The sequence below is a fragment of the Pseudomonas triticifolii genome, assembly GCF_014358015.1.
GTDB lineage: Bacteria > Pseudomonadota > Gammaproteobacteria > Pseudomonadales > Pseudomonadaceae > Aquipseudomonas > Aquipseudomonas triticifolii.
This window is the reverse complement of the sequence record NZ_JACONV010000008.1, coordinates 149,390-174,046: the sequence shown is the minus strand read 5'-3', so window position 1 is coordinate 174,046 and position 24,657 is coordinate 149,390. Positions and strand designations below refer to the sequence as shown.

General features: G+C 59.7%; 24 protein-coding genes. 17 read left to right on the top strand and 7 right to left on the bottom strand.

Annotated features, from left to right (window positions below):
- The first annotated feature begins 5 nt into the window (after positions 1-5).
- The 14 genes from H8S56_RS13780 to ssuE all read left to right on the top strand — a co-directional run bounded on the left by H8S56_RS13780 (position 6) and on the right by ssuE (position 16,209).
- On the top strand, positions 6-1,517 hold the full coding sequence (locus tag H8S56_RS13780) for a lipopolysaccharide biosynthesis protein (protein WP_187518946.1): 1,512 nt from the start codon (positions 6-8) through the stop codon (positions 1,515-1,517).
- A gap of 3 nt (positions 1,518-1,520) precedes the next feature.
- Positions 1,521-2,456, top strand: coding sequence for a glycosyltransferase family 2 protein (locus H8S56_RS13775; RefSeq protein WP_187518945.1), 936 nt, complete (start codon positions 1,521-1,523; stop codon positions 2,454-2,456).
- Entirely contained in the window at positions 2,446-2,898 is a 453-nt protein-coding gene (locus H8S56_RS13770) for a low molecular weight protein-tyrosine-phosphatase (protein ID WP_024688849.1), read from the top strand. Before H8S56_RS13775 ends, H8S56_RS13770 begins: the two co-directional genes overlap by 11 nt.
- Positions 2,899-5,115: a polysaccharide biosynthesis tyrosine autokinase gene (locus H8S56_RS13765; protein WP_024688850.1), complete on the top strand. Its 2,217-nt coding sequence runs from the start codon at positions 2,899-2,901 to the stop codon at positions 5,113-5,115. It abuts the gene before it with no gap.
- A 45-nt stretch (positions 5,116-5,160) separates the two neighbouring features.
- The gene (locus H8S56_RS13760) at positions 5,161-5,949 is read left to right on the top strand and encodes a WbqC family protein (protein WP_187518944.1); all 789 of its coding nucleotides are present in this window, start codon (positions 5,161-5,163) and stop codon (positions 5,947-5,949) included.
- A gap of 4 nt (positions 5,950-5,953) precedes the next feature.
- On the top strand, positions 5,954-6,466 hold the full coding sequence (gene rfaH, locus H8S56_RS13755) for a transcription/translation regulatory transformer protein RfaH (protein ID WP_024696025.1): 513 nt from the start codon (positions 5,954-5,956) through the stop codon (positions 6,464-6,466).
- Between the two features lie 127 nt (positions 6,467-6,593).
- The gene (locus H8S56_RS13750) at positions 6,594-7,595 is read left to right on the top strand and encodes a glycosyltransferase (RefSeq protein WP_024688853.1); all 1,002 of its coding nucleotides are present in this window, start codon (positions 6,594-6,596) and stop codon (positions 7,593-7,595) included.
- Positions 7,592-8,842: a glycosyltransferase family 4 protein gene (locus H8S56_RS13745; RefSeq protein WP_187518943.1), complete on the top strand. Its 1,251-nt coding sequence runs from the start codon at positions 7,592-7,594 to the stop codon at positions 8,840-8,842. The genes H8S56_RS13750 and H8S56_RS13745 overlap by 4 nt, the downstream gene beginning before the upstream one ends.
- Before the next feature lie 58 nt (positions 8,843-8,900).
- Positions 8,901-10,214 carry a hypothetical protein gene (locus H8S56_RS13740; RefSeq protein ID WP_187518942.1) on the top strand — a complete coding sequence of 438 codons (1,314 nt, stop codon included), beginning with the start codon at positions 8,901-8,903 and terminating at the stop codon, positions 10,212-10,214.
- A 79-nt stretch (positions 10,215-10,293) separates the two neighbouring features.
- Complete coding sequence (locus H8S56_RS13735) at positions 10,294-11,409, top strand: glycosyltransferase family 4 protein (RefSeq protein ID WP_024696022.1); 1,116 nt, start codon at positions 10,294-10,296, stop codon at positions 11,407-11,409.
- A gap of 73 nt (positions 11,410-11,482) precedes the next feature.
- Positions 11,483-12,703, top strand: a complete 1,221-nt coding sequence (locus tag H8S56_RS13730; RefSeq protein WP_024696021.1) for a glycosyltransferase family 4 protein — start codon at positions 11,483-11,485, stop codon at positions 12,701-12,703.
- Between the two features lie 12 nt (positions 12,704-12,715).
- Positions 12,716-14,125, top strand: a complete 1,410-nt coding sequence (locus tag H8S56_RS13725; RefSeq protein WP_187518941.1) for an undecaprenyl-phosphate glucose phosphotransferase — start codon at positions 12,716-12,718, stop codon at positions 14,123-14,125.
- A 164-nt stretch (positions 14,126-14,289) separates the two neighbouring features.
- A complete protein-coding gene (locus tag H8S56_RS13720) occupies positions 14,290-15,378 on the top strand; it encodes a polysaccharide biosynthesis/export family protein (protein ID WP_187518940.1) in 1,089 nt (362 codons plus the stop codon).
- A 249-nt stretch (positions 15,379-15,627) separates the two neighbouring features.
- A complete protein-coding gene (ssuE, locus tag H8S56_RS13715) occupies positions 15,628-16,209 on the top strand; it encodes an NADPH-dependent FMN reductase (protein ID WP_187518939.1) in 582 nt (193 codons plus the stop codon).
- Positions 16,210-16,437: 228 nt separating this feature from the next.
- Here the strand turns inward: ssuE and H8S56_RS13710 are convergent, their stop codons facing one another.
- The 3 genes from H8S56_RS13710 to H8S56_RS13700 form a co-directional block, all read right to left on the bottom strand.
- The gene (locus H8S56_RS13710; RefSeq protein ID WP_024694274.1) at positions 16,438-17,046 is read right to left on the bottom strand and encodes a LysE family translocator; all 609 of its coding nucleotides are present in this window, start codon (positions 17,044-17,046) and stop codon (positions 16,438-16,440) included.
- A 125-nt stretch (positions 17,047-17,171) separates the two neighbouring features.
- Entirely contained in the window at positions 17,172-17,453 is a 282-nt protein-coding gene (locus H8S56_RS13705; protein ID WP_073165555.1) for a hypothetical protein, read from the bottom strand.
- 109 nt (positions 17,454-17,562) lie between these two features.
- Entirely contained in the window at positions 17,563-18,456 is an 894-nt protein-coding gene (locus H8S56_RS13700; RefSeq protein ID WP_024689221.1) for a LysR family transcriptional regulator, read from the bottom strand.
- Positions 18,457-18,582: 126 nt separating this feature from the next.
- Between H8S56_RS13700 and H8S56_RS13695 the strand changes: the two genes are divergently transcribed.
- The 3 genes from H8S56_RS13695 to H8S56_RS13685 all read left to right on the top strand — a co-directional run bounded on the left by H8S56_RS13695 (position 18,583) and on the right by H8S56_RS13685 (position 21,661).
- Complete coding sequence (locus H8S56_RS13695; protein ID WP_004887055.1) at positions 18,583-19,284, top strand: CoA transferase subunit A; 702 nt, start codon at positions 18,583-18,585, stop codon at positions 19,282-19,284.
- A 58-nt stretch (positions 19,285-19,342) separates the two neighbouring features.
- Positions 19,343-19,999, top strand: coding sequence for a CoA transferase subunit B (locus tag H8S56_RS13690; RefSeq protein WP_024689222.1), 657 nt, complete (start codon positions 19,343-19,345; stop codon positions 19,997-19,999).
- A gap of 243 nt (positions 20,000-20,242) precedes the next feature.
- Positions 20,243-21,661 carry a short-chain fatty acid transporter gene (locus tag H8S56_RS13685; protein WP_187518938.1) on the top strand — a complete coding sequence of 473 codons (1,419 nt, stop codon included), beginning with the start codon at positions 20,243-20,245 and terminating at the stop codon, positions 21,659-21,661.
- Positions 21,662-21,677: 16 nt separating this feature from the next.
- On the opposite strand, the gene H8S56_RS13680 is transcribed toward H8S56_RS13685, so the two are convergent.
- From H8S56_RS13680 to H8S56_RS13665, 4 genes are all read right to left on the bottom strand, one after another.
- Positions 21,678-22,169, bottom strand: a complete 492-nt coding sequence (locus H8S56_RS13680) for a MarR family winged helix-turn-helix transcriptional regulator (protein WP_024695622.1) — start codon at positions 22,167-22,169, stop codon at positions 21,678-21,680.
- A gap of 121 nt (positions 22,170-22,290) precedes the next feature.
- Positions 22,291-22,611, bottom strand: coding sequence for an antibiotic biosynthesis monooxygenase family protein (locus tag H8S56_RS13675; RefSeq protein ID WP_187518937.1), 321 nt, complete (start codon positions 22,609-22,611; stop codon positions 22,291-22,293).
- Positions 22,608-23,330: a CTP synthase C-terminal region-related (seleno)protein gene (locus H8S56_RS13670; RefSeq protein ID WP_214654094.1), complete on the bottom strand. Its 723-nt coding sequence runs from the start codon at positions 23,328-23,330 to the stop codon at positions 22,608-22,610. Before H8S56_RS13670 ends, H8S56_RS13675 begins: the two co-directional genes overlap by 4 nt.
- Positions 23,331-23,439: 109 nt before the next feature.
- Positions 23,440-24,372 carry a 2-hydroxyacid dehydrogenase gene (locus H8S56_RS13665; RefSeq protein ID WP_187518936.1) on the bottom strand — a complete coding sequence of 311 codons (933 nt, stop codon included), beginning with the start codon at positions 24,370-24,372 and terminating at the stop codon, positions 23,440-23,442.
- Between the last annotated feature and the right edge of the window lie 285 nt (positions 24,373-24,657).

The following is a 24,657-nucleotide window of genomic DNA, read 5'->3' as shown; positions in this document are numbered from 1 at the left end:
TAGCCATGCCAAACAAACGGTCTGTCATTCGCAACACAGCGCTCAACTACGTTGGTCAGGCATACGTGCTGCTGATCGGAATTCTGATCCTGCCCTTCTACCTCGGCCACCTGGGTGCCGAGGTGTACGGGCTGATCGGCTTCTTCACGGTCCTGCAGGCGTGGCTGCAGCTACTCGATGCCGGGTTGTCGCCCAGCCTGGTGCGCGCAGTGGCGCATCAACAAGGCGCAGGCGACGGAGACACTGCTGGCCGTTTGCTGCGCTCGTTCGAGCTGATGTTTTTGCCGATGGCGCTCACCAGTTGCACGCTGATCTACCTCCTCAGCCCCTGGATCGCCACACACTGGTTAAATGCCAGAACGCTGCAGCCTGACGTGCTGATCAACTGTATTGCCCTGATGGGCCTGGTGATCGCCCTGCGTTTGTATTCGACCCTCTACAAGAGCGGCATTCAAGGCCTCGAGCAGCATGGCTGGCTGAACGCCGCCAATGTGCTGATCGCGACCCTGCGCTACTTCGGTGGCCTTGTACTGGTCAGCCAGTTTTCACAGGACCCTGAGGATTTCTTCAAATTCCAGGTCGCCGTGGGGCTGATTGAAACGCTTGTTTTTGCCACCCGCGCCTGGCAGCAGATGCCCGTTGCGCGCTGGTCGACCGGCCTGGACTGGCATCTGGTCAGGCCTATCCTGCCGTTCGCCGCGAGCATGTCGTTCAGCGCTGTGCTGTGGATCGTGCTGACACAGATGGACAAGGCGCTGCTGTCGCGGCTGCTGCCACTGGATCAGTACGGCTATTTTTCGCTGATCGCACTGATCACCACCGGCATCCTGATGCTCACCAATCCACTGGTGCAGACCCTGCTGCCTCGACTGACCGTGCTGATGGCGGAGGGTCGGCGCGATGACATGCATGTGCTGTTTCTGGCCGCGAACCGGCTTGTATGCACTTTTCTGTTTCCATTGGCGGCCGTCATCGCACTGCACGCCCAACCATTGATTCTGGGCTGGACAGGCGATGCAGAAGCTGCGAACTGGAGCCGTTCGATCCTGAGCTGGTACGCACTGGGCAGCGCCATCATGGCCGCCAGCGCCTTTCAGTTTTACTTGCAATACGCCTACGGCCAGATGCGCCTGCACCTGTGGTACAGCCTTGTGTCGGCCGTGATCACGGTGCCCACCCTGTTTCTGGCCATTCACTACCAGGGCGTGTACGGCGCTGCCCTCGCCTGGTTCTTTCTGCGGGCAGTGTCGTTCGCGATCTGGCCAATGATCGTTCACCAGCGCCTTGCCCCTGGCATCCATGGTCAGTGGTTGCGCGACATTCTGCGCATCAGCGCGGTGACAGCCGCCGGGCTGTTCATCAGTGAGCCGGTGTTCCGACTGATCGCCGATCAGAGTCGCACCAGCCTGTTTCTGGCGCTGGCCGCAAGCGGCTTCATCACCGTGACGCTGGTCGCCGCGAGCTACAAGCCACTGGCATTGAAAATTTACGTCTTGTTCAGCAAACCGAGTACATGAGCCATGGATGTCACTGCAAACACCACTGCCACGACACGTGCGCAGCCCCCGCTGCTGAGCATTGTCTGTCCGGCCTACAACCAGGAAGCCTTCATCGCACAGGCGCTGGATGGCTTTCTGTCGCAGCAAACCACATTCGACTTCGAAATTCTGGTGCACGACGACGCGTCTACTGACAGCACGGCGAGCATCATCGCGCAGTACACCGAACGGCACCCGACGATCATTCGGCCCTTTTATCAGCAGATCAACCAGTACAGTCAGGGCATACCTTGTGTGCCAGACCTGTTCGCCAAGGCACGCGGGCGCTACATCGCCTATTGCGAGGCCGACGACTACTGGACCGACCCGCGCAAACTGCAACTGCAGGTGGACTTCCTCGAAAGCAATCCCGACTACGTCATCACGTACCACGACGCCATCGTGTTCGATGAAAACGGTCAGTACGGCATTCAACTGCAAGGCGATCTGCGTGCCGACGCCACCAACCTGGAGCTGCAAAAGGCCCGCCGCCTCTCGACCCTGACCACCTGCTTTCGCAACGTGTTCTGCGCCATGCCGCCCGAACTGCACATCCGCACCGCGCCACTGAACGACCTGTGCTGGTGGTCACTGCTGGGCGCTCAAGGCAAAGGCAAGTTCCTCGCCCAGATCAAGCCTGCCGCGTATCGATTGCATCCCGGCGGCGTGTTCTCGATGCGCAGCGACAAGCGCAAGTTGCACATGAGCCTGCAAACCTGTGCAAGTCTGGCCAATTACTACAACCGCCTGAATAACCAGCCGCTGTATGAGCACTTTCTGATGCAGACCGTCTGCCTGTCACTGTCGGCGCTCGAACCGCGCCACAAGCTACAGGCCCTGTTGATGGTGGCGCGCAATTTCATCGTGAACCTGAGCAAACGCCTCTTGCCTGCACCCGGTAAAGCACATGTTCAGTAGCGTATTGGTGGTGTGCGTCGGCAACATCTGTCGAAGCCCCATGGCGGTGGCCATGCTGCGCGAGCGGGTCGCTGCGGCGGGTCTGCGCATCCAGTCTGCAGGCATTGCCGCGTTGTCGGGTTCGCCCATGGACACGCTGGCCAAGGCGGTCCTGCAATCGCACCACGTCCCGACGTCTCGCCACGAGGCCCGCCAGGTGAACCGGCATTTGCTGCGTCAGGCGGACCTGATCCTGCTGATGGAGCAGGCCCACATTCCCAGGATCCTCAAGCTGGCACCGGAAGTGCGCGGCAGGACGTTCCTGATCGGCAAGTGGCAGCACACGCTCGACATAGCAGACCCCTATCAGCGACCCAAGTCAGCCTTTGAGCAGACGTACCAGCATCTTTCGCGATGCATCGACGACTGGCTTCCCCATCTTCAGTCAGGAGAAACAAGATAAATGACCGTCATGAACCGTCCTTCCCTGGACTACTACCAGGATCCCCGGATCGATTTGGCAACTATCTTGCGCATGTTGTTCGATCACAAAGCGTTGATCATCTGGATCGTCAGCCTGTTCTTTCTCACGGGGCTGGCCTACGCCATTCTGGCCACGCCCGTGTATCAGGCAAGCGCCATGATCCAGATCGAACCCAAGAAGGTCGGCATTGAGGGCACGCCCGAGGTCAACAACAAGCCGTCATCGGTCTCCCAAGCCACGACTGAAATCGAGTTGATCAAGTCGCGTGCGCTACTGGGCAAGGTGGTCGATGACCTGAAACTGAATCTGGGGCAGACGCCCGACTTTTTTCCGGTGATAGGCCCCTATCTGCACCGCACCTTCCAGCCCGAGTACGAAGGTCAACTGGCCGAACCTCTGTTCGGTTTGACGCAATATGCCTGGGGTGGCGAGAAAGTCGATGTCTTCCAGCTGGAGGTTCCGGAAGCACTCCTGGGCGAAAAGCTGACGCTGGTGGCGGGCAAGCCCGGTCAGTTCTCGCTGTATGACAGCGACCACAATCTGCTGCTCAGCGGTGCCATCAACCGGATCGTCGAAGGCAACGGTGTGAAGATTCAGGTCGCTGCGCTGCATGCCCATCCGGGCACCGAGTTCACGGTATCCCGGCAGCGCACGCTGAACTCGGCGTTGATCTATCAGAATCGTTTGAAGATCACCGAGGCGGGCAGAGACTCGGGGATCATTTACCTGTCCATCGAAGATCAGGACGCCGACAAGGCCAACCAGATTCTGGACGAGGTCAGCCATCTGTATGTACGCCAGAACGTGGAGCGCAGTTCGGCCGAAGCGGCCCAGCGCCTGCAGTTCCTGCGGTCACAGTTGCCCATGGTGCGCAAACAGCTGGAGGCTTCCGAAGTCGCCCTGAACAACTTCCAGACCAGCGCCAAGTCGGTGGACCTGAGCATTGAGACCAAGGGTGTGCTCGATCAGGTCGTCAAGCTCGATTCGATGCTGTCGGAGCTCAAGCTCAAGCGCGTCGAGATCGAACGGCTGTACACCCAGGAGCACCCGACCTATCGCAGCCTGATGAGCCAGATGAGTCAGCTGGAACAGCAGAAACAGGGCCTGCTGAAAAAAATCGAAGCCCTGCCGATGACGCAACAGGAACTCCTGCGCCTGACTCGCGACATGCAGGTCACCAGCCAGACCTACACCCTGATGCTCAACAAAAGCCAGGAGCAGGACATTCTGCGCGCGGGCAGCATCGGTAACGTGAGGGTCATCGACAACGCCGACACCAACGTCGAAAGACCGGTCAAGCCGATGAAGACGCTGGTGGTGTTGCTTGCCACGCTGGTCGGGGCGCTGGTGGCGGTCAGCATCATCTTCGTGCGCCAGGCGTTCTACCGTGGCGTGGAAAGCGCAGAAGCCATCGAAAACAGCGGCATGCCGGTTTATGCGTCACTGCCCTACTCCCGCCAGCAAGACCGTCTGGAGAAAAACACCAGGACCGGCGCCGACCCCAAGGAGTCGAAGCTGCTGAGCATCGCAGCGCCCAACGAGCTGGCCATCGAGTCGCTACGCAGCCTGCGCACCAGCCTGCACTTCGCCATGCTCGAAGCCCGCAACAATGTGCTGATGATCTCCAGCCCCTCACCGGGAGTGGGCAAGTCGTTCGTGTCCAGCAACCTGGCGACGATCATTGCCCAGACTGGCAAGCGCGTGCTGTTGATCGACGCCGATATGCGCAAGGGCTATCTACACCGGATCTTCGGCCTGCAACCCAAACACGGCCTGTCCGACACCCTGGCCGCACGCCTGAAATGCACCGAAGTCATCAACCACACCCGCATCCGTCATCTGGATTTCATCTCCTGCGGCTTTGCAGCACCCAATCCTTCGGAGCTGCTGATGCATGACAACTTCAACAAGATGCTCACCGAATTGTCGCCGCTCTACGACCTGATTCTGGTGGACACCCCGCCCATTCTTGCCGTGACCGACGCCACGCTGGTCGGGCGTCAGGCAGGCACCTGCCTGCTGGTCGCACGTTTTGGCATCACCACGCTCAAGGAGATCGAAGCCTGCAAACGTCGGCTCGGCCAGAACGGAATCCTCATTAAAGGCGCCATTTTCAACGCCGTCGTGCGCAAGGCAACCACGTCCGAATACGACTGCGCGACTTATGGCTACAACTACCACCCCGTCAACAAGTAACTCAAACCGACACCGCTCACCTTCAAGCCCTAAAAGGAATTAATCATGGCCAGAACCGTAGCAATGATGCAGCCCTACCTGTTTCCCTATCTGGGCTACTTCCAGCTCATCGCAGCCGCTGATGTATTCGTCCTGGGCGACGACCTGCAGTACATCCGCGCAGGCTGGGTGAACCGGAACAGGATTCTGAGCAACGGCCAGGCCAGACTGATCACTTTTGCACTAAAAAAAGACCACTTCGAGCTGCCGATCATGCAGCGCAGTCTGATCGACGGTTTTTCCGAAGAAGCCAATCGCCTTATCAACATCATCGCCCAGAGCTACCGCAGGGCGCCGTACTTTGCGCAGGTGATGCCATTGCTGGAACGGCTGATCCGCTACCCGCAGCAGAACCTGGCCCTGTATGCCGAAAACAACTTGCGCCAACTGTGTGCTTATCTGCAGATCGATACCCCGATCCTGCGCGGCTCGGACCTTGCCATTACCGACTGCATCGACAAACAGGATCGCGTCATCCAGGTTGCCCACGCGGTGTCCGCGACCTCGGTGCTCAATCCGCTGGGGGGCATGCATCTCTACGACCGGGATCATTTCGCCCGCAACGGCCTGCTGCTGCGCTTTTTCACTATGCACCCGCTGGCTTACCCGCAATTGGACCAGCCCTTCGTAAGCGATCTGTCGATCATCGATGTCCTGATGTTCAACAGCGTGGAGCGTGTGCAGGCGTTGTTGAACCACTGCACCACCCATGACCTACCAGCGGCAAACGATGCCTTCATGCGAATCGGTAACGACATCGCGCACTCCCACTCTTCACATCTGACCGCGGAGTGATCCCATGCTGCTGCCCGATCATCCCGCCCGTTGGTATCTGATCCAGACCAAGCCCCGCCAGGAAGCACGCGCAGAGGAGCACTTGCAGCGTCAGCATTTCGAGTGCTACCGACCGCTCAACTCAGGTGAAAAAAGACGCAACACAAAGACCCAAACGGACGAAGAGCTGTTTCCCGGCTACCTGTTTATTCGGATGGACCAGGTGCATGACAACTGGTATCCGATCCGTTCGACACGCGGCGTGGCACGCATCGTCACCTTCGGCGGGCACCCGATCCCGGTGCAGGACGAACTGATCGAGCAGATTCGCCAACGCCTGTCAGTGCCTGCACCCAGACTGGTGTTCACCCAAGGCGAGCAGGTGCGAATCAAGGCCGGTGGCTTTTGCGATGTCGAGGCCATTTTTCTGACTGCCGATGGCACTGAACGCGCCGTGATCCTGCTCAACATGCTGCAGCGTCAGCAGAAAGTAGTGCTGCCGATCAGCAGCCTGGCGCGCAGGGAGGCGCGGGCTTAGTACAACACGCGGCCAGGGCCTTCCAAAGATCCTGACAAGGGACTTGTTTGCCAAGCCTGATCACCCCGCTGACCACACAGAACATGAGCACCGCCAGCCTCCTTCACGCCAACAGCGGAATTTGATCATGACCCATCGGACCACCCTGGTGACGCTCACCTATGGGGATCGTTTCAACTACCTGCATACACTGGTCAGCCGTTCGCTGGAAAACCCGCTGATCGAGCGGGTGATTATCGTCAGCAATGCATCGGTCGCGCCCCTGCAAGCGCTGAGCGACAAGTGGCCGGGTCAGGTCGAGGTGATCTGGCTTGAGCAAAACACAGGGTCGGCCCACGGCTATTCGGTCGGGATCAAGGCCGCACTGGACGCCGGGGCCGAGTACCTCTGGCTGATGGATGACGACAACGCACCGACCATCAACGCCATCGAGGTGCTGCATCGGCATCTTCACGAGCGCGAGCGAATCGACGGCAAGGACAAGGCCGCCGTGCTGGGTTTCAGGCCCACTCACCAGGCTGATATCGCATCAGGCGTGCCCAGACGGTTCGCGGTACAACTGAGGTCGAGCTTTTTCGGGTTTCACATTGCGCAACTGCCTTACAAACTTTGGCGGCGTCTGCCCTGGGGCAAGCCTGAGGCGACTCGCGGGTTGCCGCAATTGGTTCAGCTTCCATTCGCCACCTACGGCGGCCTGCTGGCCCATCGCAGCCTTTTCATTAAGATCGGGCTGCCGCTGGAAGCCCTGAAGCTGTATGCCGACGACAGCGAGTACACCTGGCGAATCACGGCAGGCGGAGGGCGGATCTTCCTGGTGCCCGAAGCGCTGCTCGATGACCTGGAAGATTCCTGGAACATCAAGGCACGTACCCGCAACGTCTATGAAAACTACCTGCTGGCAGGCTCGGACCTGCGCGCCTATTACGGCGCGCGTAACCAGGCCTGGTTCGATAAAAATATCTGGGCGTCGTCCCCATTGCTCTACCGACTCAACCGCTGGGTATTTTTCTGCCTGCTGCGCGTAATCGCCAGGCGTTGTGATGCCAGACAGCGTTTGAGCCTGATCGAGCAGGCCATTAGCGATGGCGAGGCTGGCGTGCTGGGCCTGAACAGGTCATACCCCCTATGAAAATCCTCTTTATCAGCAGCCTTTATGCACCCGACGTTGGCGGTGGGGCGGAAATCATCCTGCAGCGTACCGTCGAAGGCCTGCAACTGCGTGGCTATAAAGTTGCTGTATTGGCTACCACCGACCAACAAGGCCTGCACGTGACCACGGTCAATCAGATCAAGGTCTATCGTGCGGGGCTGCACAACCTCTACTGGCATTTCACGGCCCAGCGGCCGGGTCGTCTGGCCCGACTGGGCTGGCACCTGCGTGACCGCTATAACGCCAGCATGCGCGAGCACGTCAGTCGGGTGATGGCACTGGAACAGCCGGATCTGGTGGTCTGCCACAACCTGACCGGCTGGTCGGTCTCGGCATGGGACGAAATCACCGCGTCCGGTCGACCTGTCGTGCAGGTGCTTCACGACCACTACCTGCTCTGCCCGAGCAGCACCATGTTCAAGCAAGGCCACAGCTGCCAGCGGCAGTGCGTGATGTGCAAACAGTTCCGCAAGGGCCATGACGAGCGATCGGCACAGGTCAACGCCGTCGTTGGCGTCAGCCAGTTCATGCTCGACACCCTCCAGGCGCAGGGCTATTTCAACGGTGCCAAACGTTACGTGGTGCACAACGCAAGCCCCGTCACCATAGCGCTGCCGCAACAGCGCAACGTCAGCCCGACGCCTGGCGAACCCGACAACGCGCCCCTGCGCTTCGGCTATATGGGCACCCTGTCAGACCCTAAAGGGGTAGGTTGGCTGATTGATCAATTCCAGCATTTGCCGTTCAACGCCACGCTGCAAATTGCCGGACGCGGTCAGTTGAACGACGAGAAACGCTTCAGGGCGATGGTGACCTCACCCAACATCAGCTTTGTCGGTTATCAGACACCCGAAGACTTCTATAGCCAGATTGACGTCGCCGTTGTGCCATCGATCTGGAACGAGCCTTTCGGCATGGTGGCCGTCGAGGCCTGCGCGTATTCGCGCCCGGTCATCGCCAGCCGTATGGGCGGGTTGACCGAGATCATTCAGGACCAACTCAACGGATTGCTCTGCAGCCCGGATGACCCGGACTCGCTGGGGTTAGCCATGCTCAAGCTGCATCAGCAGCCTCGCCTGCTTGCCCGGCTGAGTGCCGAGGCGCGTAACAGCGTGGCCTCTCTGCTGAACCTGGATCTAATGCTGGACCACTACGAAAGCATCTTTTCCCAAACGTTGCTGGACAGCATCGCCTCACCCGACCAGCCGTTGTATCACAAGGTCTGACGAGATCACGCCGCAGCAGTGACACTCATCGGATCACGCCCCTGCACTGAGACAACACATGCCCAAGCCATCTTTACCCCGTCGGCGACGAAGGCTGACGGTCTTTCTGCTGGGTCTGCTGACCAGCCTTGCGGCATGGGGCGAAGACCCTTTCATCATCGGCGTGGACACCCAACTGATGAACGACGAGGATGCCGCACCCAACGCGTTGGATTTGCTGGAGCGTGCCGGCGTCAACTCGGTTCGCGACAGTGCGTACTGGACGCATGTCGAACCCAGGCGTGGCTTTTTACGGATCGACCCGGCCTGGCATGCCTACCTGCGCAGCGCGCAGAAGCATCGCCTGCGGCCTCTGCTGATGCTGGGTTACGGCAGCCCGTTCTATGAAAATCACGCCAAGCCTCGCCACCCGGCGGTCCGACAGGCTTTCGGCAACTATGTCAGCTTCGTCGCCCAGGAACTGACCGACAATGTCGATCTGTATGAGATATGGAACGAATGGGATCGCGAAAACCCGATCGACGCCTGGGCTGCCAAGGATTACAGCAACCTGATCGAAGAGACCGTTGCGCGCATCCGTCGACAGAAACAGCCGGTCACGGTTCTGGCCGGTGCTGTGACCAGTCTGGGCATGGACCTTGGGTTCGCCGACCGACTGGTGCAGAACGGCCTGCTCAATCAGGTCGACGGGCTGTCGCTGCACCCCTTCGTGCATTGCCGGCAAGAGCAGCACCACACGCCCGAACGCTGGATTGCCTGGCTGCGCTGGATCGACGCTGACTTGCGAGCGTTGGCAACCCGTCCGGTTCCGCTTTACCTCACCGGGATGGGCTGGCCGACCGGCTCGGGCAAATGCAGCGTCAGCGAACGAACCCAGGCAGCGTTTCTGGCGCGCAGTTTCTTTCTCGCCAGAACCCTGCCGGATATCAAAGGGGTGTGGTGGTATGGGCTGATGGACAGCGGTGCGGACCCGCACGATCCGCAACAGAACTTTGGCTTGCTCAGAAAAGACCTGAGCCTCAAACCTGCCTACGAGACCCTCAAAGCGATCAGCAAGACACTGATCGAGTACCAGTACGACGCCGAGCGAAGCCAGGAAACGGACTCGACGTACCTGCTCAGATTCTCCCGCGGGCCCGAGCAGATTCTGGTCGCCTGGACCACCGGCGTGCCACGTCTGACCCATGTCGAGGCCAGCAGCGTGCAGCGCGGCAACGTGCAAATCATCGACAGCGGGCAGCCGGAGAAAGGGCAGTTCGAGACGGATACGCCCTGGACCTGCAACGACGCCCGCTGCTCGGCACAGATCTCGATCGACGAATTTCCGAAAATCATCAGTCTGGGCATCAAGCCTGCACTGTTCGCCCAATAAGAATGGAATCGCAGGCCTCAGGGCCTCTGAAGGCTCACGCTTTCACCCTATATCACCATGACCTTGCAGGATGCTTGAGATGATCTTTATCAATTCCCGGTTTCTTACCCAGGACGTCAGCGGTGTCCAGCGCTATGCGGAACAGATGTGTCTGGCGTTGAAAAAACTGCGCAACGACCTGGTATTCATCGCCCCCCACGGCATCAGGCTGCACGAAAGTGCCAAAGCACTGGACGTGCAATGCATCGGTCACAACAAGGGTCATCTCTGGGAACAACTCGACTTGCCACTGTACCTGCGGCGTCAAAAAAACCCGCTGCTGGTGTCGATCAGCAGCACAGGCCCCATGCTCTACCGCAACCAGATCGCGACGCATCACGACATCAATTACGTGCGCTTCCCACAGAGCTACACCCGGCTGTTTCGCCTGGCCTACCGGACCATTACGCCGATCCTGCTGTCACGTATCAAAACACTGGTCACCAGCAGCAGCTTCTCCAGAAGCGAAATTTCGAGCTTCTACGGATTTGCGGAAAACAAGGTGCTGGTCGTGCCCGCCGCCGTCAGCGACAGCTTCACACCACGCACGCCGCACGCTGAAACACCGAAATACCTGCTGGCCGTCTCTTCACCCGCCGCGCACAAGAACTTCAACCGACTGATTCAGGCCTTTCTCAGCTTGCGCGACCACAACGATCTGCAGTTGCACATCGTAGGTGCGACCACCGGCGTATTTGCCGACCCTAACCTGCAAAGGTTGGCCTGCCGGGATCCGCGCATCCGCTTTTTGGGGCGCCTGAGCGACACCGAACTGATCGAGCAGTATCAAGGCGCAATCGCCTTCGTCTTCCCCTCGCTTTATGAAGGCTTTGGCATTCCACCGCTCGAAGCCCAGGCCTGCGGCTGTCCGGTACTGGCGGCCAATGCGGCCTCCATTCCAGAAGTGCTGCAAGCCAGCGCGTTGTACTTCGACCCGCTGGACGTGGGCCACATGGCAGCCGCGATGCACCGCGTGCTGGTCGATGCTCCGCTGCGCCAGGCGCTGCGGATGCATGGCTTGAATAACGTGAGGCGTTTCAGCTGGAACGTGTCCGCACACCGTCTTTCCCAGCGCATCGACGCCCTGCTGGAACCTGAAATCACCCTGCCCGGCAAGCAAGGCATCAGCCCCGAATCCTCTTCAAGCAAACCCTGACTCAACAACAGCCACGTCAAGGTGCGACCTGTCGCGCCTGCAGTAGAGCGAGCGAACACTGCAAGGAATCTCCATGAGAATTGCGATTGTCCACGACTGGCTGGTGACTTATGCCGGTGCCGAGCGTGTGCTGGCTTCACTGATCAACATCTGGCCCGAGGCCGACCTGTTTGCCGTGATCGACTTTCTGAGCGATGAAGACCGTGTGCACCTGCACGGCAAGGTCGCCACGACCACGTTCATCCAGAACCTGCCAAACGCACGAAAACGTTATCAGCGCTACTTGCCCCTGATGCCACTGGCCATCGAGCAACTGGACCTGTCGGCTTATGACCTGATTATCAGCAGCAGCCATGCCGTGGCAAAAGGCGTGCTCAGCGGCCCGGATCAACTGCATGTCAGCTACATCCATTCACCGATTCGTTACGCCTGGGACCTGCAGCATCAGTACCTGCGCGAGGCGGGCCTGAATACCGGAATCAAAGGCGCGCTGGCGCGGTGGGTCCTGCATTATGTACGCATGTGGGATCAGCGCACTGCAGCAGGCGTCGACGCCTTCATCGCCAATTCGGGGTTTATCGCTGCGCGTATTAACAAGGCCTATCGACGTGAGTCAACGGTCATCTACCCCCCCGTGGACACGACAGGATTCACCGCCCAAGGCAGCCGACAGGCGTTCTATTTCACCGCCTCGCGCATGGTGCCCTACAAGCGCATGCCGATGATTGTCGAGGCTTTCGCGGCCATGCCGGACAAGCGCCTGATCATGATCGGCGACGGCCCTGACTTCATAAAAGCCCAGACCATCGCCAGTCGAGCGCCCAATATAACGCTGATGGGCTTTCAGCCTGCGGCCGTGCTGCGTGAACACATGCGCGCGGCCAAGGCTTTCGTCTTCGCTGCAGAAGAAGACTTCGGTATCAGCCCGGTCGAGGCGCAGGCCTGTGGCACCCCGGTCATTGCATTCGGCAAAGGTGGTGTGCTGGAGACGGTTCGCGGGCTGGATCATCCGCAGCCAACCGGGGTGTTTTATCCGCAGCAAACCGTGCAATCGCTGATGGCGGCGGTCAACGAATTCGAAAGCGCGCAGGCACGGATCACCGCACAGGCGTGCCGCGCCAACGCCGAGCGTTTCTCAGTCGCACGCTTCGAGCAGGAAATCAAAGCATTCGTCGAGACTCGCCTGGCCTCCGCACACCTGTCGCGCCTGCCCTCGCAGCCCTGGACGCCACAGACCTCGCAAAGCCTTGTAAGCGAGTTGCCATCCCGAGTTGTTCCCATCAAATCCGTTTGAGCGAGCACCGTCATGCGCACCTCCGTTCGCGGCATTCTTCATGCCCATCAGTCAGCGCTATCGGTCGCCCATCGCCTGTTGGATCTGGCGGTCATCGTCCTGATGGGTTACTGGCAAAGCCGACTGGCAATGACCGAAAGCAGCGAGGCCTGGCTGCATATCATTCTGGCTGTGCTGGTCTTTCACTGGGTCGGCGAGTACCACCAGCTATACGGCTCCTGGCGCGGCGAGCGAATCCTGCGCGAGCTGACCAAGGTCTTCAATTACTGGGCGCTGACCTTCATCATTCTGCTGTCAGTGGATTATCTGGTGCTCAACCGCGACAAATTGCCCGATGACGGGCAAATGACCTGGTTCGCACTGGTGCTGGCGATTCTGTGCGGTTATCGCCTGCTGATTCGTCTGCTCTTACACAGCCTGCGCCGTCATGGCTTCAACACACGACGCGTGGCGATCGTGGGCACCGGTCAGGTCGGCGAGCGGCTGGCCCAGTCAATTTCCAGCGCGCCCTGGATGGGCTTGAATCTACTGGGCTTCTACGACTCGAATCCGCAACAAATGCAGCTGGGGCGTCAGAGGCGCAGGCTGCCGGTGCTGGGCAATCTGGAGCAACTGATCGACGACGCGCGTGAAGGGCGGGTCGACAAGGTCTACATCACGCTTGCGTTCAGCGCCGAACCGCACCTGCGTGAATTGATCACCGGCCTGAGCGACACCACGGTCTCGGTGTACCTGATACCCGACGTCTTTATGTTCGAGCTGTTGCATGCGCGCAGTGAAAGCATCAACGGACTGGCCAGCATCAGCATTTTCGACTCGCCCATGGACGGCGCCTGGAGCCTGGTCAAACGCGCAGAAGACATCCTGTTGTCGAGCCTGATCCTGATGCTGATCGCGCTACCGCTGTTACTCATCGCACTGGCCATCAAACTGACGTCACCCGGCCCGGTGCTGTTTCGCCAGCGCCGTTACGGGCTGGACGGTCGGCCGATCATGGTCTGGAAGTTTCGCAGCATGAACGTGCAGGAAAACGGCGATGTGGTGCGCCAGGCCACGCGCAACGATACACGCATCACGCCGCTGGGCGCGTTCATGCGCCGCACCTCTCTGGATGAACTGCCACAGTTTTTCAACGTGCTGCGCGGCGACATGTCCATCGTCGGCCCGCGCCCGCATGCCGTGGCCCACAACGAGCAGTATCGCAAACAGGTCAGCGGCTACATGTTGCGTCACAAGGTCAAGCCGGGCATCACCGGCTGGGCACAGATCAACGGCTGGCGCGGTGAAACCGACACGCTGGACAAGATGCGCAAACGGGTCGAGTTCGACCTGGAATACATCGAGCACTGGTCGATCTGGCTGGATCTCAAAATCATTCTGCTGACGCTGTTCAAGGGCTTCTTAAACAAGAACGCCTTCTGACCATTCCATTGACTAAACGACGGCTCCGGCAGCCTTGGCCCGGAGGGAGGTATGTGCGCGCACTAAAAACAATCACGACGTGGACCGGTGCTGCTGCCGGTAGTGGAAATGGACGTAACGACATCATTCAGGTGCAAGGTGCACCGTCACGAAGGAACACACCCATGAATCGAAGCCTGGCTGTCTTGCTGCTCTCCTCTCTGATCCTGCAAGGGTGCGTATTCGCCCCCGGCCAACACATGACACCTGGCGATATCACCACCAGCGACCCGGACGAACCCAAAGCGCAACTGGTCGACATCAGCCCCAAAAGTTTGCAGCAACAACAGCAGCGCATTGCCGCTGATACCAACGGATTGCCGGCCGAACTACTGAACTACAAGACACCGGAGTACATCGTCGGGCCTGGCGACACGTTACTGGTGACGGTCTTCGAACACCCTGAACTGACAGCGCCCGGTTCGCAGGATCAACTGGACGCCAACACCCGGGAAGTACTGAGCGACGGCACGTTGTTTTTCCCCTATGTCGGTCGAATTCGCGCGGGCGGCAAGACCGTCAGCCAGATCCGCGAACAACTGCGCATGGGCCTTGCGCCGCAATACACCGAGGTCAAGGTGGACGTGAAAGTGTTGCGCTACAACAACCAGCGCGTGCTGTTGTCCGGTGCCTTCAAAACCCCTGGGCCGCAATCGATCACCAACATTCCGTTGAGCCTTGTGCAGGCGATCAGCGTGGCCGGCATTGATCTGACCGATGCCAATCTGGCCGGCCTGACCCTGCGACGCGACGGCCGCGACTACCTGATCGACATCGATTCGCTCAACCGCAAAGGCTCGCAACTGAGCCGGATCTTTCTCAAGGACGGCGACTATTTGCACCTCAACAGCAGCTCCAAGAACAAGATCTACGTGCTGGGCGAGGTGCGTAACCCGCAGGTGATTTCGTTCGCTACCACCAGCGTGACGCTGCTTGAAGCCCTGGGCAATGCAGGCGGCCTCAGCCCGGACAGCGCCGATGGCGACGCGGTGTATGTGATTCGCGGCGCAGAGAACTTCGCCGACGCGCCGTCCACGGTCTACCACCTGAACGCCAAGAAGCCCACCGCCTACCTGCTGGCAGGTCAATTCGAACTCAAAGCGCAGGACGTGGTGTTCGTCGGCCCGGCCAACATCACCCGTTGGAGCCGGTTCATCAGCCAGTTGCTGGGTTCGGCCAGCGTCGTCCAGACCGGCGCTGCCTTCAGCAACTGATCAGGCTCATCGCCACACCTCCTCCCTGCAACTTCGGTTGCGGGGATTTTTTTGCCTGCGTTTCGGCACTCGGAGTGTTGCTGGCGCAACAGCCATTCAACACTTGCCCGGCTTATCAGCAGCGAGTGCGATCGCTGCTTTCGTGGGAACAGGGCTTTGACCCCCGTATTCAAGGGGCCCACGCAAAGGCACGCCGGTCTGGCACACAAGCTGCTTTACCGCTGTACGCTTATCGCAAGGAATTCCCGCATGCTCGTTGTGTCACTTTCAGGCAGTCCCTCTCCCAAATCCCGTTCAGGTGTCGTGCTGGCTCATGCTGGCCAATGGCTGCAACGTCATGGCGTCGGCGTCACCACGTTGCGCATTCGCGACTTCAATGCTGAAGATTTGCTGTTCGCGAAATTCGACAGCCCCCAAGTGCTGGAATTTATCGAGGCAGTCCGGCAGGCGGACGGTCTGTTGATCGGCACGCCGGTCTACAAGGCCTCGTTTTCCGGCGCACTGAAAATTCTGCTGGATCTTTTGCCCGAACGCGCCCTGCACGGCAAGGTCGTGCTGCCACTGGCAACCGGCGGCAGCATCGCCCATATGCTGGCGGTGGATTACGCCTTGAAGCCCGTACTGTCAGCGCTCAAATCTCAGGAAGTGCTGCACGGGGTCTTCGCCATCGATACGCAGATCAGTTACAGCGACAACGAAGAAGGCGGCACGCTGGACGACATCCTCACCGAGCGCCTGCATGAAGGGCTTGAGCATTTTTACCTGAGCCTGCAACACCGGTTGCAGGCGCGTCACAAGGCAGCGGGTGGGCATTTGCAGTTGGCGTTGTAACGAATCGCTGGCAAGCCGCCTTCTATCAAACAACGTGTAACCCACTGACGAAACATGATTTTGTGGGAGCGGACTTGTCCGCGAAGAGGCAGGTACATCCGATGAATATTCAGCGACTGAAACACAGTATTCGCGGACAAGCCGAACGTCGCCCGGTCCGCTCCCGGGAAGTTTGCTGCGCGACAGCGAGGCGTCTTAGACGGGGCGGTACCTCCCACGAAAGCAGGCTTAATGCTCGACGATCAGCGGATACAGCGACGCGACCAGCAAGGCTGCCATCACGCCGTTGAAGATTCGCAGCCCCACCGGATCTCGTAAGACATTGCGCAGCAGGCTGCCGAATCCGGCCCAGATGCCCACGCTTGGCAGATTGATCAGGGCGAATACACCCGAGATGATGATCACGTTGGTGAAGTAACCCTGCATCGGCGTGTAGGTGCTGATTGCGCCAATGGCCATGATCCAGGCTTTGGGGTTGACCCACTGAAACAGTGCAGCGCCCATGAAACTCATGGGCTCGCCGCGGCTTTCGGTCGAATCCGATGCCGGGCCGGACGTGGCGATTTTCCAGGCCAGGTACAGCAAATAGGCTGCGCCCACATAACGCAAAAGCGTGTAGAGCATCGGCCAGGCCTTGAACACGCTGCCCAGACCAAACCCCACCGCCAGCACCAGGACGAAAAAGCCGATGCTGATGCCCAGCATGTGCGGCAGCGTGCGGCCGAAACCGAAGTTGACGCCCGAAGCCAGCAACATCATGTTGTTGGGGCCGGGGGTCACCGAGGTGACGAACGCAAATAGCGCAAAGGCCAGTAATAGATCCAGAGAAAATGACATGACGCGGTCCAGGTGTCTGTGAGTCAGGCACTCACCCTATCGAAGGGCGGACAGGAAACACATGGACAGTTAAGCGAAGTTTCTTACCGTACAGTTTCAGGAAAAGCGTTGACCGACACTGACTGTTAACCCTGAGGGTTCTGAGTCAGCGCACCACGATCGACGCTGATCTCACCCTGGCTGTCGAACTCGCGAGCCTGCTGAATCTGCGGGTCCGCCAGTAATTGCGCCTTGCGGGCCTGATATTCCTCGAAGGACAGACCACGACGATTCAGGTCTTCCAGCGCCAGTTGATGGCTCTCTTCAGCCGAGTAAGGCCGCAGCTCGACGGCGTGATGCGTGGAGCAGCCGGAGACCAGTGCGACGGTGAATGACAGGACAAGAGCGAGGGCGAGTATGCGGTTCATGAGGGGCCTCCAGGCTGGCTTCATTTCGGGAATGAAGCAAGGTTACGCCCCGCTCTGTCGCGGCAGAAATCAACCGCCGTGATAGTGGCTATCGACTTTCACGCGCCCTTTAGATCCGCTGTTCACGGGCATGCTCGATCAGCACCTCGCGCAGCGCCTGGGCCGCTGCCGACAGCTTGTGATCGGCCAGCATCATCAAACCGATGCGCCGTTCGATACGCGGTCCTGTCAATGGCACGCAATGCGCGCCCAGCTCCTGCATCTGCGCAATGCACAGCGACGGCACCGCGCTTACACCCAGGCCATTGGCGACCATACGCCCGATGGTCGACAGCTGATGACTTTCGAACGCCACCGATAACTTGCCATGCTGTGACTCGATGGCGTGTTCCAGCAGCAAACGCACGGCGGATGGACGTTGTAGCGCGATGAAATCCTCCTGCAGCAGCTCGGCCCAGGACACCTCGGTGCGCCCCGCCAGCGGTGATTCAGCGCAGACCACCGCGACGAATTGGTCCATGTAGAAGGGTGTGAACGACAGCGCATTGCTGGATTCCGGCTCAAAACCTATGCCCAGTTCGACGCGGCGGTGGCGCACCATCTCCAGCACCTGCTCATTGACCACGTCGTGTACCGCCACGTTGACCCGAGGGTAGCGACCCCGAAAAGTCTTCAACGCCCCCGGCAACAGATTACCTGCGAACGACGGCATGGCGGCAATGGACACCCGCCCCATCTGCAGGGTGAAACGCTGACGCAGCAATTCTTCAGTGTTGTCCCAATCCGCCAGCAACTGGCGCGCCAGCGGCAGCAGCGTCTCACCTTCTGGCGTCAGGCTGACGTTACGCGTAGTGCGCGTCAGCAACTGGCCGCCCAGGTCTTCCTCAAGACTCTTGATCGTCAGGCTCAATGCCGGTTGCGACACATGCAGTCGCTCACCGGCCTGAGCGAAACTCAGGTACTGCGCCACGGCCAGAAACGCGCGAAGCTGTTTCACGTTCATATATTTATATTTCTTATCAATCGATCAGAAAAACAAAATTAACAAATCACTGACGCCGAGAGAAGATACTGTCAACGCGATCCTCCGGCAGCACGTGCCGGTCACAACTATAAAAGGCGGATCATCATGGCTGGACTCGACAAGCGAGTGGCGACTTACGAAGAGGCCCTCGCCGGGCTGACCGACAACATGACCGTGCTGTGCGGCGGCTTTGGCCTGTGCGGCATCCCGGAAAACCTGATTGCGCAGATCAAGCGCATGGGCATCAAGGGCCTGACGGTGGTCTCAAATAACTGCGGCGTCGATGGCTTTGGCCTGGGCATCCTGCTCGAAGACCGCCAGATTCGGAAAATGATTTCTTCCTATGTGGGCGAAAACGCGCTGTTCGAACGTCAGTTGCTGAGCGGCGAGCTGGAGGTCGAACTGACCCCGCAAGGCACCCTGGCTGAAAAACTTCGTGCTGGTGGCGCAGGGATTCCGGCGTTCTATACCGCCACCGGTTACGGCACCCCCGTGGCTGAGGGCAAGGAAACCCGTCAATTCAATGGCCGCAATGTGATTCTCGAAGAAGCCATCACCGGTGACTTCGCGCTGATCAAAGGCTGGAAGGCCGACCACTTCGGCAATGTCATCTATCGTCATACCGCGCAGAACTTCAACCCGGTGGTCGCCACTGCCGGCCGGATCACCGTGGTGGAGGTCGAGGAAATCGTCGAACCCGGCGTGCTGTTGCCGACCCAGATCCACACGCCCGGCATTTATGTCGACCGTGTGATCCAGGGCACTTTCGAAAAACGCATCGAGCAGCGCACCCTCAGAAAATCCTGAGGACGATGGCGCTCCACGCAGCAGGAATCGGCACACAACAACAAAGAGATTTCAGACCATGGCACTTTCCCGCGAACAAATGGCTCAACGCGTCGCCCGCGAACTCAAGGACGGCTACTACGTGAATCTGGGGATCGGCATTCCGACGCTGGTCGCCAACTATGTCCCCCGTGACATCGACGTCATGCTGCAATCGGAAAACGGCCTGCTGGGCATGGGTGAGTTTCCGACGGAAGAAACCATCGACGCCGACATGATCAACGCCGGCAAACAAACCGTCACCGCGCGTGTTGGTGCGTCGATTTTCTCTTCGGCCGAATCCTTCGCCATGATCCGTGGCGGCCATGTGGACCTCACGGTCCTGGGCGCATTCGAGGTTGACGTCGAGGGCAACATCGCCTCGTGGATGATTCCCGGCAAGCTGGTCAAGGGCATGGGCGGCGCAATGGACCTGGTGGCAGGCGCGGATAACATCATCGTGACCATGACCCATGCGTCCAAGGACGGCGAATCCAAACTGCTGCCCCGCTGCAGCCTGCCGCTCACCGGCGCGGGCTGCATCCGCAAGGTATTGACCGATCTGGCCTATCTTGAAATCGAAGACGGCGCGTTCATCCTGCGCGAACGTGCGCCAGGGGTCAGCGTTGAAGAAATCATCGCCAAGACCGCTGGCAAGCTGATCGTGCCGGACGATGTGGTCGAGATGACGTTTTGATCCAGCAACCTGACGGAAACCTGATTTAAGCGACTGCTCTTCAGACAAAAATGTAACTAGCTGAATAAGCGCGATCTCCAGTGGGAGGCGGCTTGCCGGCGATACGTTTTTTCAGGCGCTATCGCTGCGACTGAATTGACGTCATCGCTGGCAAGCCGCTTTCCACAATCCGGTGCTTGTCACGAGAAGCGCCGGAAACTCCCGCACACGTGCACCCCATAATAATGACAACAGGACGCCCAGATGGCCGCCAACCTCGAAGAAAGCCGCTCCGCCCGATTTGCCCTGCGCTGCGCCGCATGGGCTGAACGCTGGTTCCCCGACTCATGGGTCTTCGCCGCCCTGGCAGTGGTGATCGTGACCGTAGCAACGCTGGCCATCGGCGCAAGACCTGCCGAGGCCGCCAAGGCCTTCGGTGACGGCTTCTGGAGCCTGATTCCATTCACCATGCAAATGGCCTTCGTGGTGATCGGCGGCTATGTGGTGGCCAGCTCGCCACCTGCTGTCAGGCTGATCGACCGACTGGCGCGCATCCCGCGTAACGGTCGTTCGGCAGTGGCCTGGGTGGCCTTGATTTCCATGCTCGCGTCCCTGCTCAACTGGGGACTGTCGCTGGTATTCGGGGGGTTGCTGGTACGTGCCCTCGCCCGCCGTACCGATCTGCGCATGGATTATCGAGCCGCCGGTGCAGCCGCCTATCTGGGGCTGGGTGCCGTCTGGGCGTTAGGGCTGTCGTCATCGGCGGCGCAATTGCAGGCCAACCCGGCCAGCCTGCCACCGTCGATCCTGGCGATCACGGGCGTCATCCCCTTCACTGAAACCATCTTCCTCTGGCAGTCCGGTGTGATGCTCGCGGCGCTTGTCGTCATTTCGCTGATCGTTGCCTACGCCACAGCGCCTGGCCCCAACAGCGCCCGCGATGCCAAGGCCTGTGGCGTGGACCCGGCCTTCAACCTGCCACCGCTGCCTGCCCGCTCGCGTCCTGGCGAATGGCTGGAATACAGCCCACTGCTGATCATCCTGATGGTGCTGCTGGGTGCGGGCTGGCTGTTCAACGAGTTTTCGACCAAACCGGCGATCACCGCGATTTCCGGACTGAACACCTACAACTTCCTGTTCATCATGCTGGGCGCACTGTTGCATTGGCGGCCACGCAGTTTCCTGGATGCCGTGGCCCGCGCTGTACCGACCACCACCGGCGTGCTGATCCAGTTTCCGCTCTATGGCTCGATTGCCGCGCTGCTGACCACGGTCAAGGGTGGCGACGCGCAAACCCTGGCGCATTACATTTCGACGTTCTTCACCAGCATCGCCTCGCACGACACCTATGCGGTATTGATGGGCGTGTACTCGGCCGTGCTCGGCTTCTTCATCCCGTCGGGCGGCGGCAAATGGATCATCGAAGCGCCTTACGTGATGCAGGTCGCCAACGAACTGCAGTACCACCTGGGCTGGGCGGTACAGATCTATAACGCTGCCGAAGCCCTGCCCAACCTGATCAACCCGTTCTACATGCTGCCATTGCTGGGCGTGCTGGGATTAAAGGCGCGCGATCTGATCGGTTTTTCGTTCGTCCAGTTGCTGGTCCACGCGCCGCTGGTGTTGTTCCTGCTGTGGGCGCTGGGTACGACACTGACTTACACGCCACCGGTCATGCCCTGACAGCAGCAACGTTGATTCAGACCGAATCTTCGCCATAGTCGGCCGCTGCAACCTTCGCCAGCAAGGTGCGCAGCTCCAAGGCCAGTTCAGGCCCCAGCGCGGTTTCATAACAGCGCTGGGCCTGCTCCCAGAGCGCCTGGGACTCCAGCAGTTTTTCGATGCCCGCCGGAGTCAGGCGCACCAGACGGCTGCGTTTGTCGTCAGGGTCGACATCCACCGACACCAGCCCTTCACGCTCCAGTGGCTTTAGATTCTGCGCCAGCGCCGAACGATCGATGACCAGAATCGTCGCCAGTTCGGTCATGGTCGGTGCCTGATTGCGAGCGATCTGCATCAGGATCGAACGTTGCGTGGAGCGCAAGCCACATGGCGCCATCACCGCGTCGTACAACTGGCAGATGCGTCGGCTCGCCCTGCGCAGGCTGGTGGCGTGGCAAATCACTTGCGCGGGAATGTTCAGGCCTTCCGGAATGCGCAGGGTGCCGTTCGGAGTAAGGTCGTGATTCATAAGGGCTCCCGTGTTAAGAGCCCAATGCTGGCATATCCCCGCAAATTGAAACAGCACCTTGGGTCGCATTCACGGCTTCAACGCCTTTGCTGGCACTGCCCGATCTCAGAATCGCCCGTGATCAAAACGAGTAGTCGCGCTCGACCTTGCAGACCCGCGTCGTAAACGCCTGATACCAGCGCTCACGCCCCCGCTCTCTGACTTCGGCATGCTCGGCGTGATGCTTCCAGGCCTTGATCGCGGCCTGGTCAGCCCAGTACGAGACGGTAATGCCCAGACCGCTTTCATCACGTGCCGACTCCACACCGAGAAAACCCGGCTGCTGGCAGGCCAGCTCAATCATCCGCTGCGCGGCTGCAGCGTAGTCCTGTCCATCATCGACGCTGCGCAGTGACGTGAAGACCACGGCGTAATAAGGCGTGGGGAAACGCGAGGCGATCATCGTGCGTCACCGCCGCACGCCTGAACGAACGCCTTGACCAGCGCTGGCGTCTTGCCCAGCAGCGCCGCTCGCTCAGGCTGAAACAGCGTGGCGACGAAAAAAGGATGCCCTTGCAGTTCCATGCTGCGCACCTCGCCCTCAGGTCCTCGACCCGTGACGTTCATTGCATCGCCGAACACCCGCGACTCCAGCTCATGCAGCAAGCCGTAACGGCAGTGATAACGCTCTTCGATATCCAGTTGGCCATAGGCCTTGGCGATCAAGGTATCCGGAACCAGATGGATAGAGGACAGCGCATCGACCAGTGAACAACTCAGGGGCGCGATGATGACGTTCGGCGAGTCCGGGGCAGACTCCCCGTGCTCGGCATCGCTCCAGCCCAGAACAGTGCGCACGAACTCCAGCAACGCATGCTGAAACCCGCCACAGGTCCCCAGAAACGGAATGCGCAGCTCGCGCGCCAGGCGAATCGCCGTCATGGCGCCCTGCATGTCCTGATAAGGACTGCCTGGTACGCACCACACACCATCGAATTGCGCCAGACAATCGCCATTTCCGATACTTGCCGTCGGTAACCACTCAGCGTCGACCTTTAGCCGCAACGCCTCACCTGCCATCTGCAAGGCTTGAGGTATCGCCTGATGCGCAGCGAACTGCGTGTTGAAATCCCCTACCAGACCGATTCGCACCACCTCGCCCTTCACGCCCACTACGTCCATGCTTTGCTCCCTTGTGAGTGTCATGCGCTATGGCCAGGACTATAAACAGGCATCCACGCAAGCAGAATGGGCGATCAGGCAAGTTATCCATGCAGCCACGCAAGCGCTCTTAACTGTGAACAGGCGTCAGTACCGGCTTGCCAGCGAAGAACGCCAGCAGGTTGTCGTTGACCATCTGTACGCTGTCTTTCGACGCTTCAGGCGAAAGCCCGCCGACATGAGGCGTGAGCACAACATTGCCAAGTGTCTTGAACACATCGGGGACATCAGGCTCGTCGTCGAACACATCCAGCGCGGCCCCGGCAATCCGCTCCTGTTGCAGTGCAGTGACCAGCGCGTCGGTGTCCACGACGCTGGCGCGAGCAATGTTCACCAGAAAACCATCAGCGCCCAGTGCGGCAAGCACCGAGGCATCGACCAAATGGTGTGTGCTGCTGCCGCCCGGTGTGGCGATGACCAGAAAGTCCGAGGCCTCGGCCAATGACTGAGCAGAGGCATGCCAGGTGTAGTCGCAGTCGGGACGCGGCTTGCGGTTGTGATAGGCAATGCCGACATCAAACGCTGCAGCGCGCCGGGCAATTGCCAGCCCGACTGCGCCGAGTCCGATGATGCCAAGACGCTTGCCCGCCAGCGACGGGCGCACGACCTTGCGCCACTCGCTGCGGCGCACCGAGGCATCGGCCTGCGGAATGTCCCGCACCAGCGACAGCAACAATGCCAGCGCATGATCGGCCACGGTGGGCGCGTTAACGCCAGCCCCGTTAGTCACGGTAATGCCACGGGCTTCGGCCGCTGACAGGTCGACTTTCTCAAAGCCTGCGCCACTGACGCAAATGATGCGCAGATTGGGCAGCGCATCCATCTCTTCGGCGAACAATCCCAGCGGCCCGCGCGTCACCACAGCGTCGATGGTGTGCCCATGCGTGGCAATCGCTTCGGCGCGCAGCCCGGCGGTGGGCGCGCGAATCAGCTCGAAGCCGCTGCTTTCCAGAATCGGCAAATAGGTGTTCAGATTTTCGACCAGCACCAAAACCGTTGTCATGCCCACTCCTGCTCGATGATCAAAACAATGACAGTAACCCGAGCAAGCGCGCTTTGGCAGAGGCAGTTGCCGAATGCCGCACCGGCGTTCATACAGTCGTCTCATTCGGCGGACAGACTGTGCGCAAGCCCACTGAGCATAACGCCAGCATGGCATTGCGCCATCGACTTGTGCTGCCAGCGACACTCAGCGCGACATCACGCAACAGGGAACGACACCCCACTTGCCGTATCGAAGGCGATGTTGTTAATGCTTCAGGAGGCGCCTTCGTCTAACAGTGCGAGG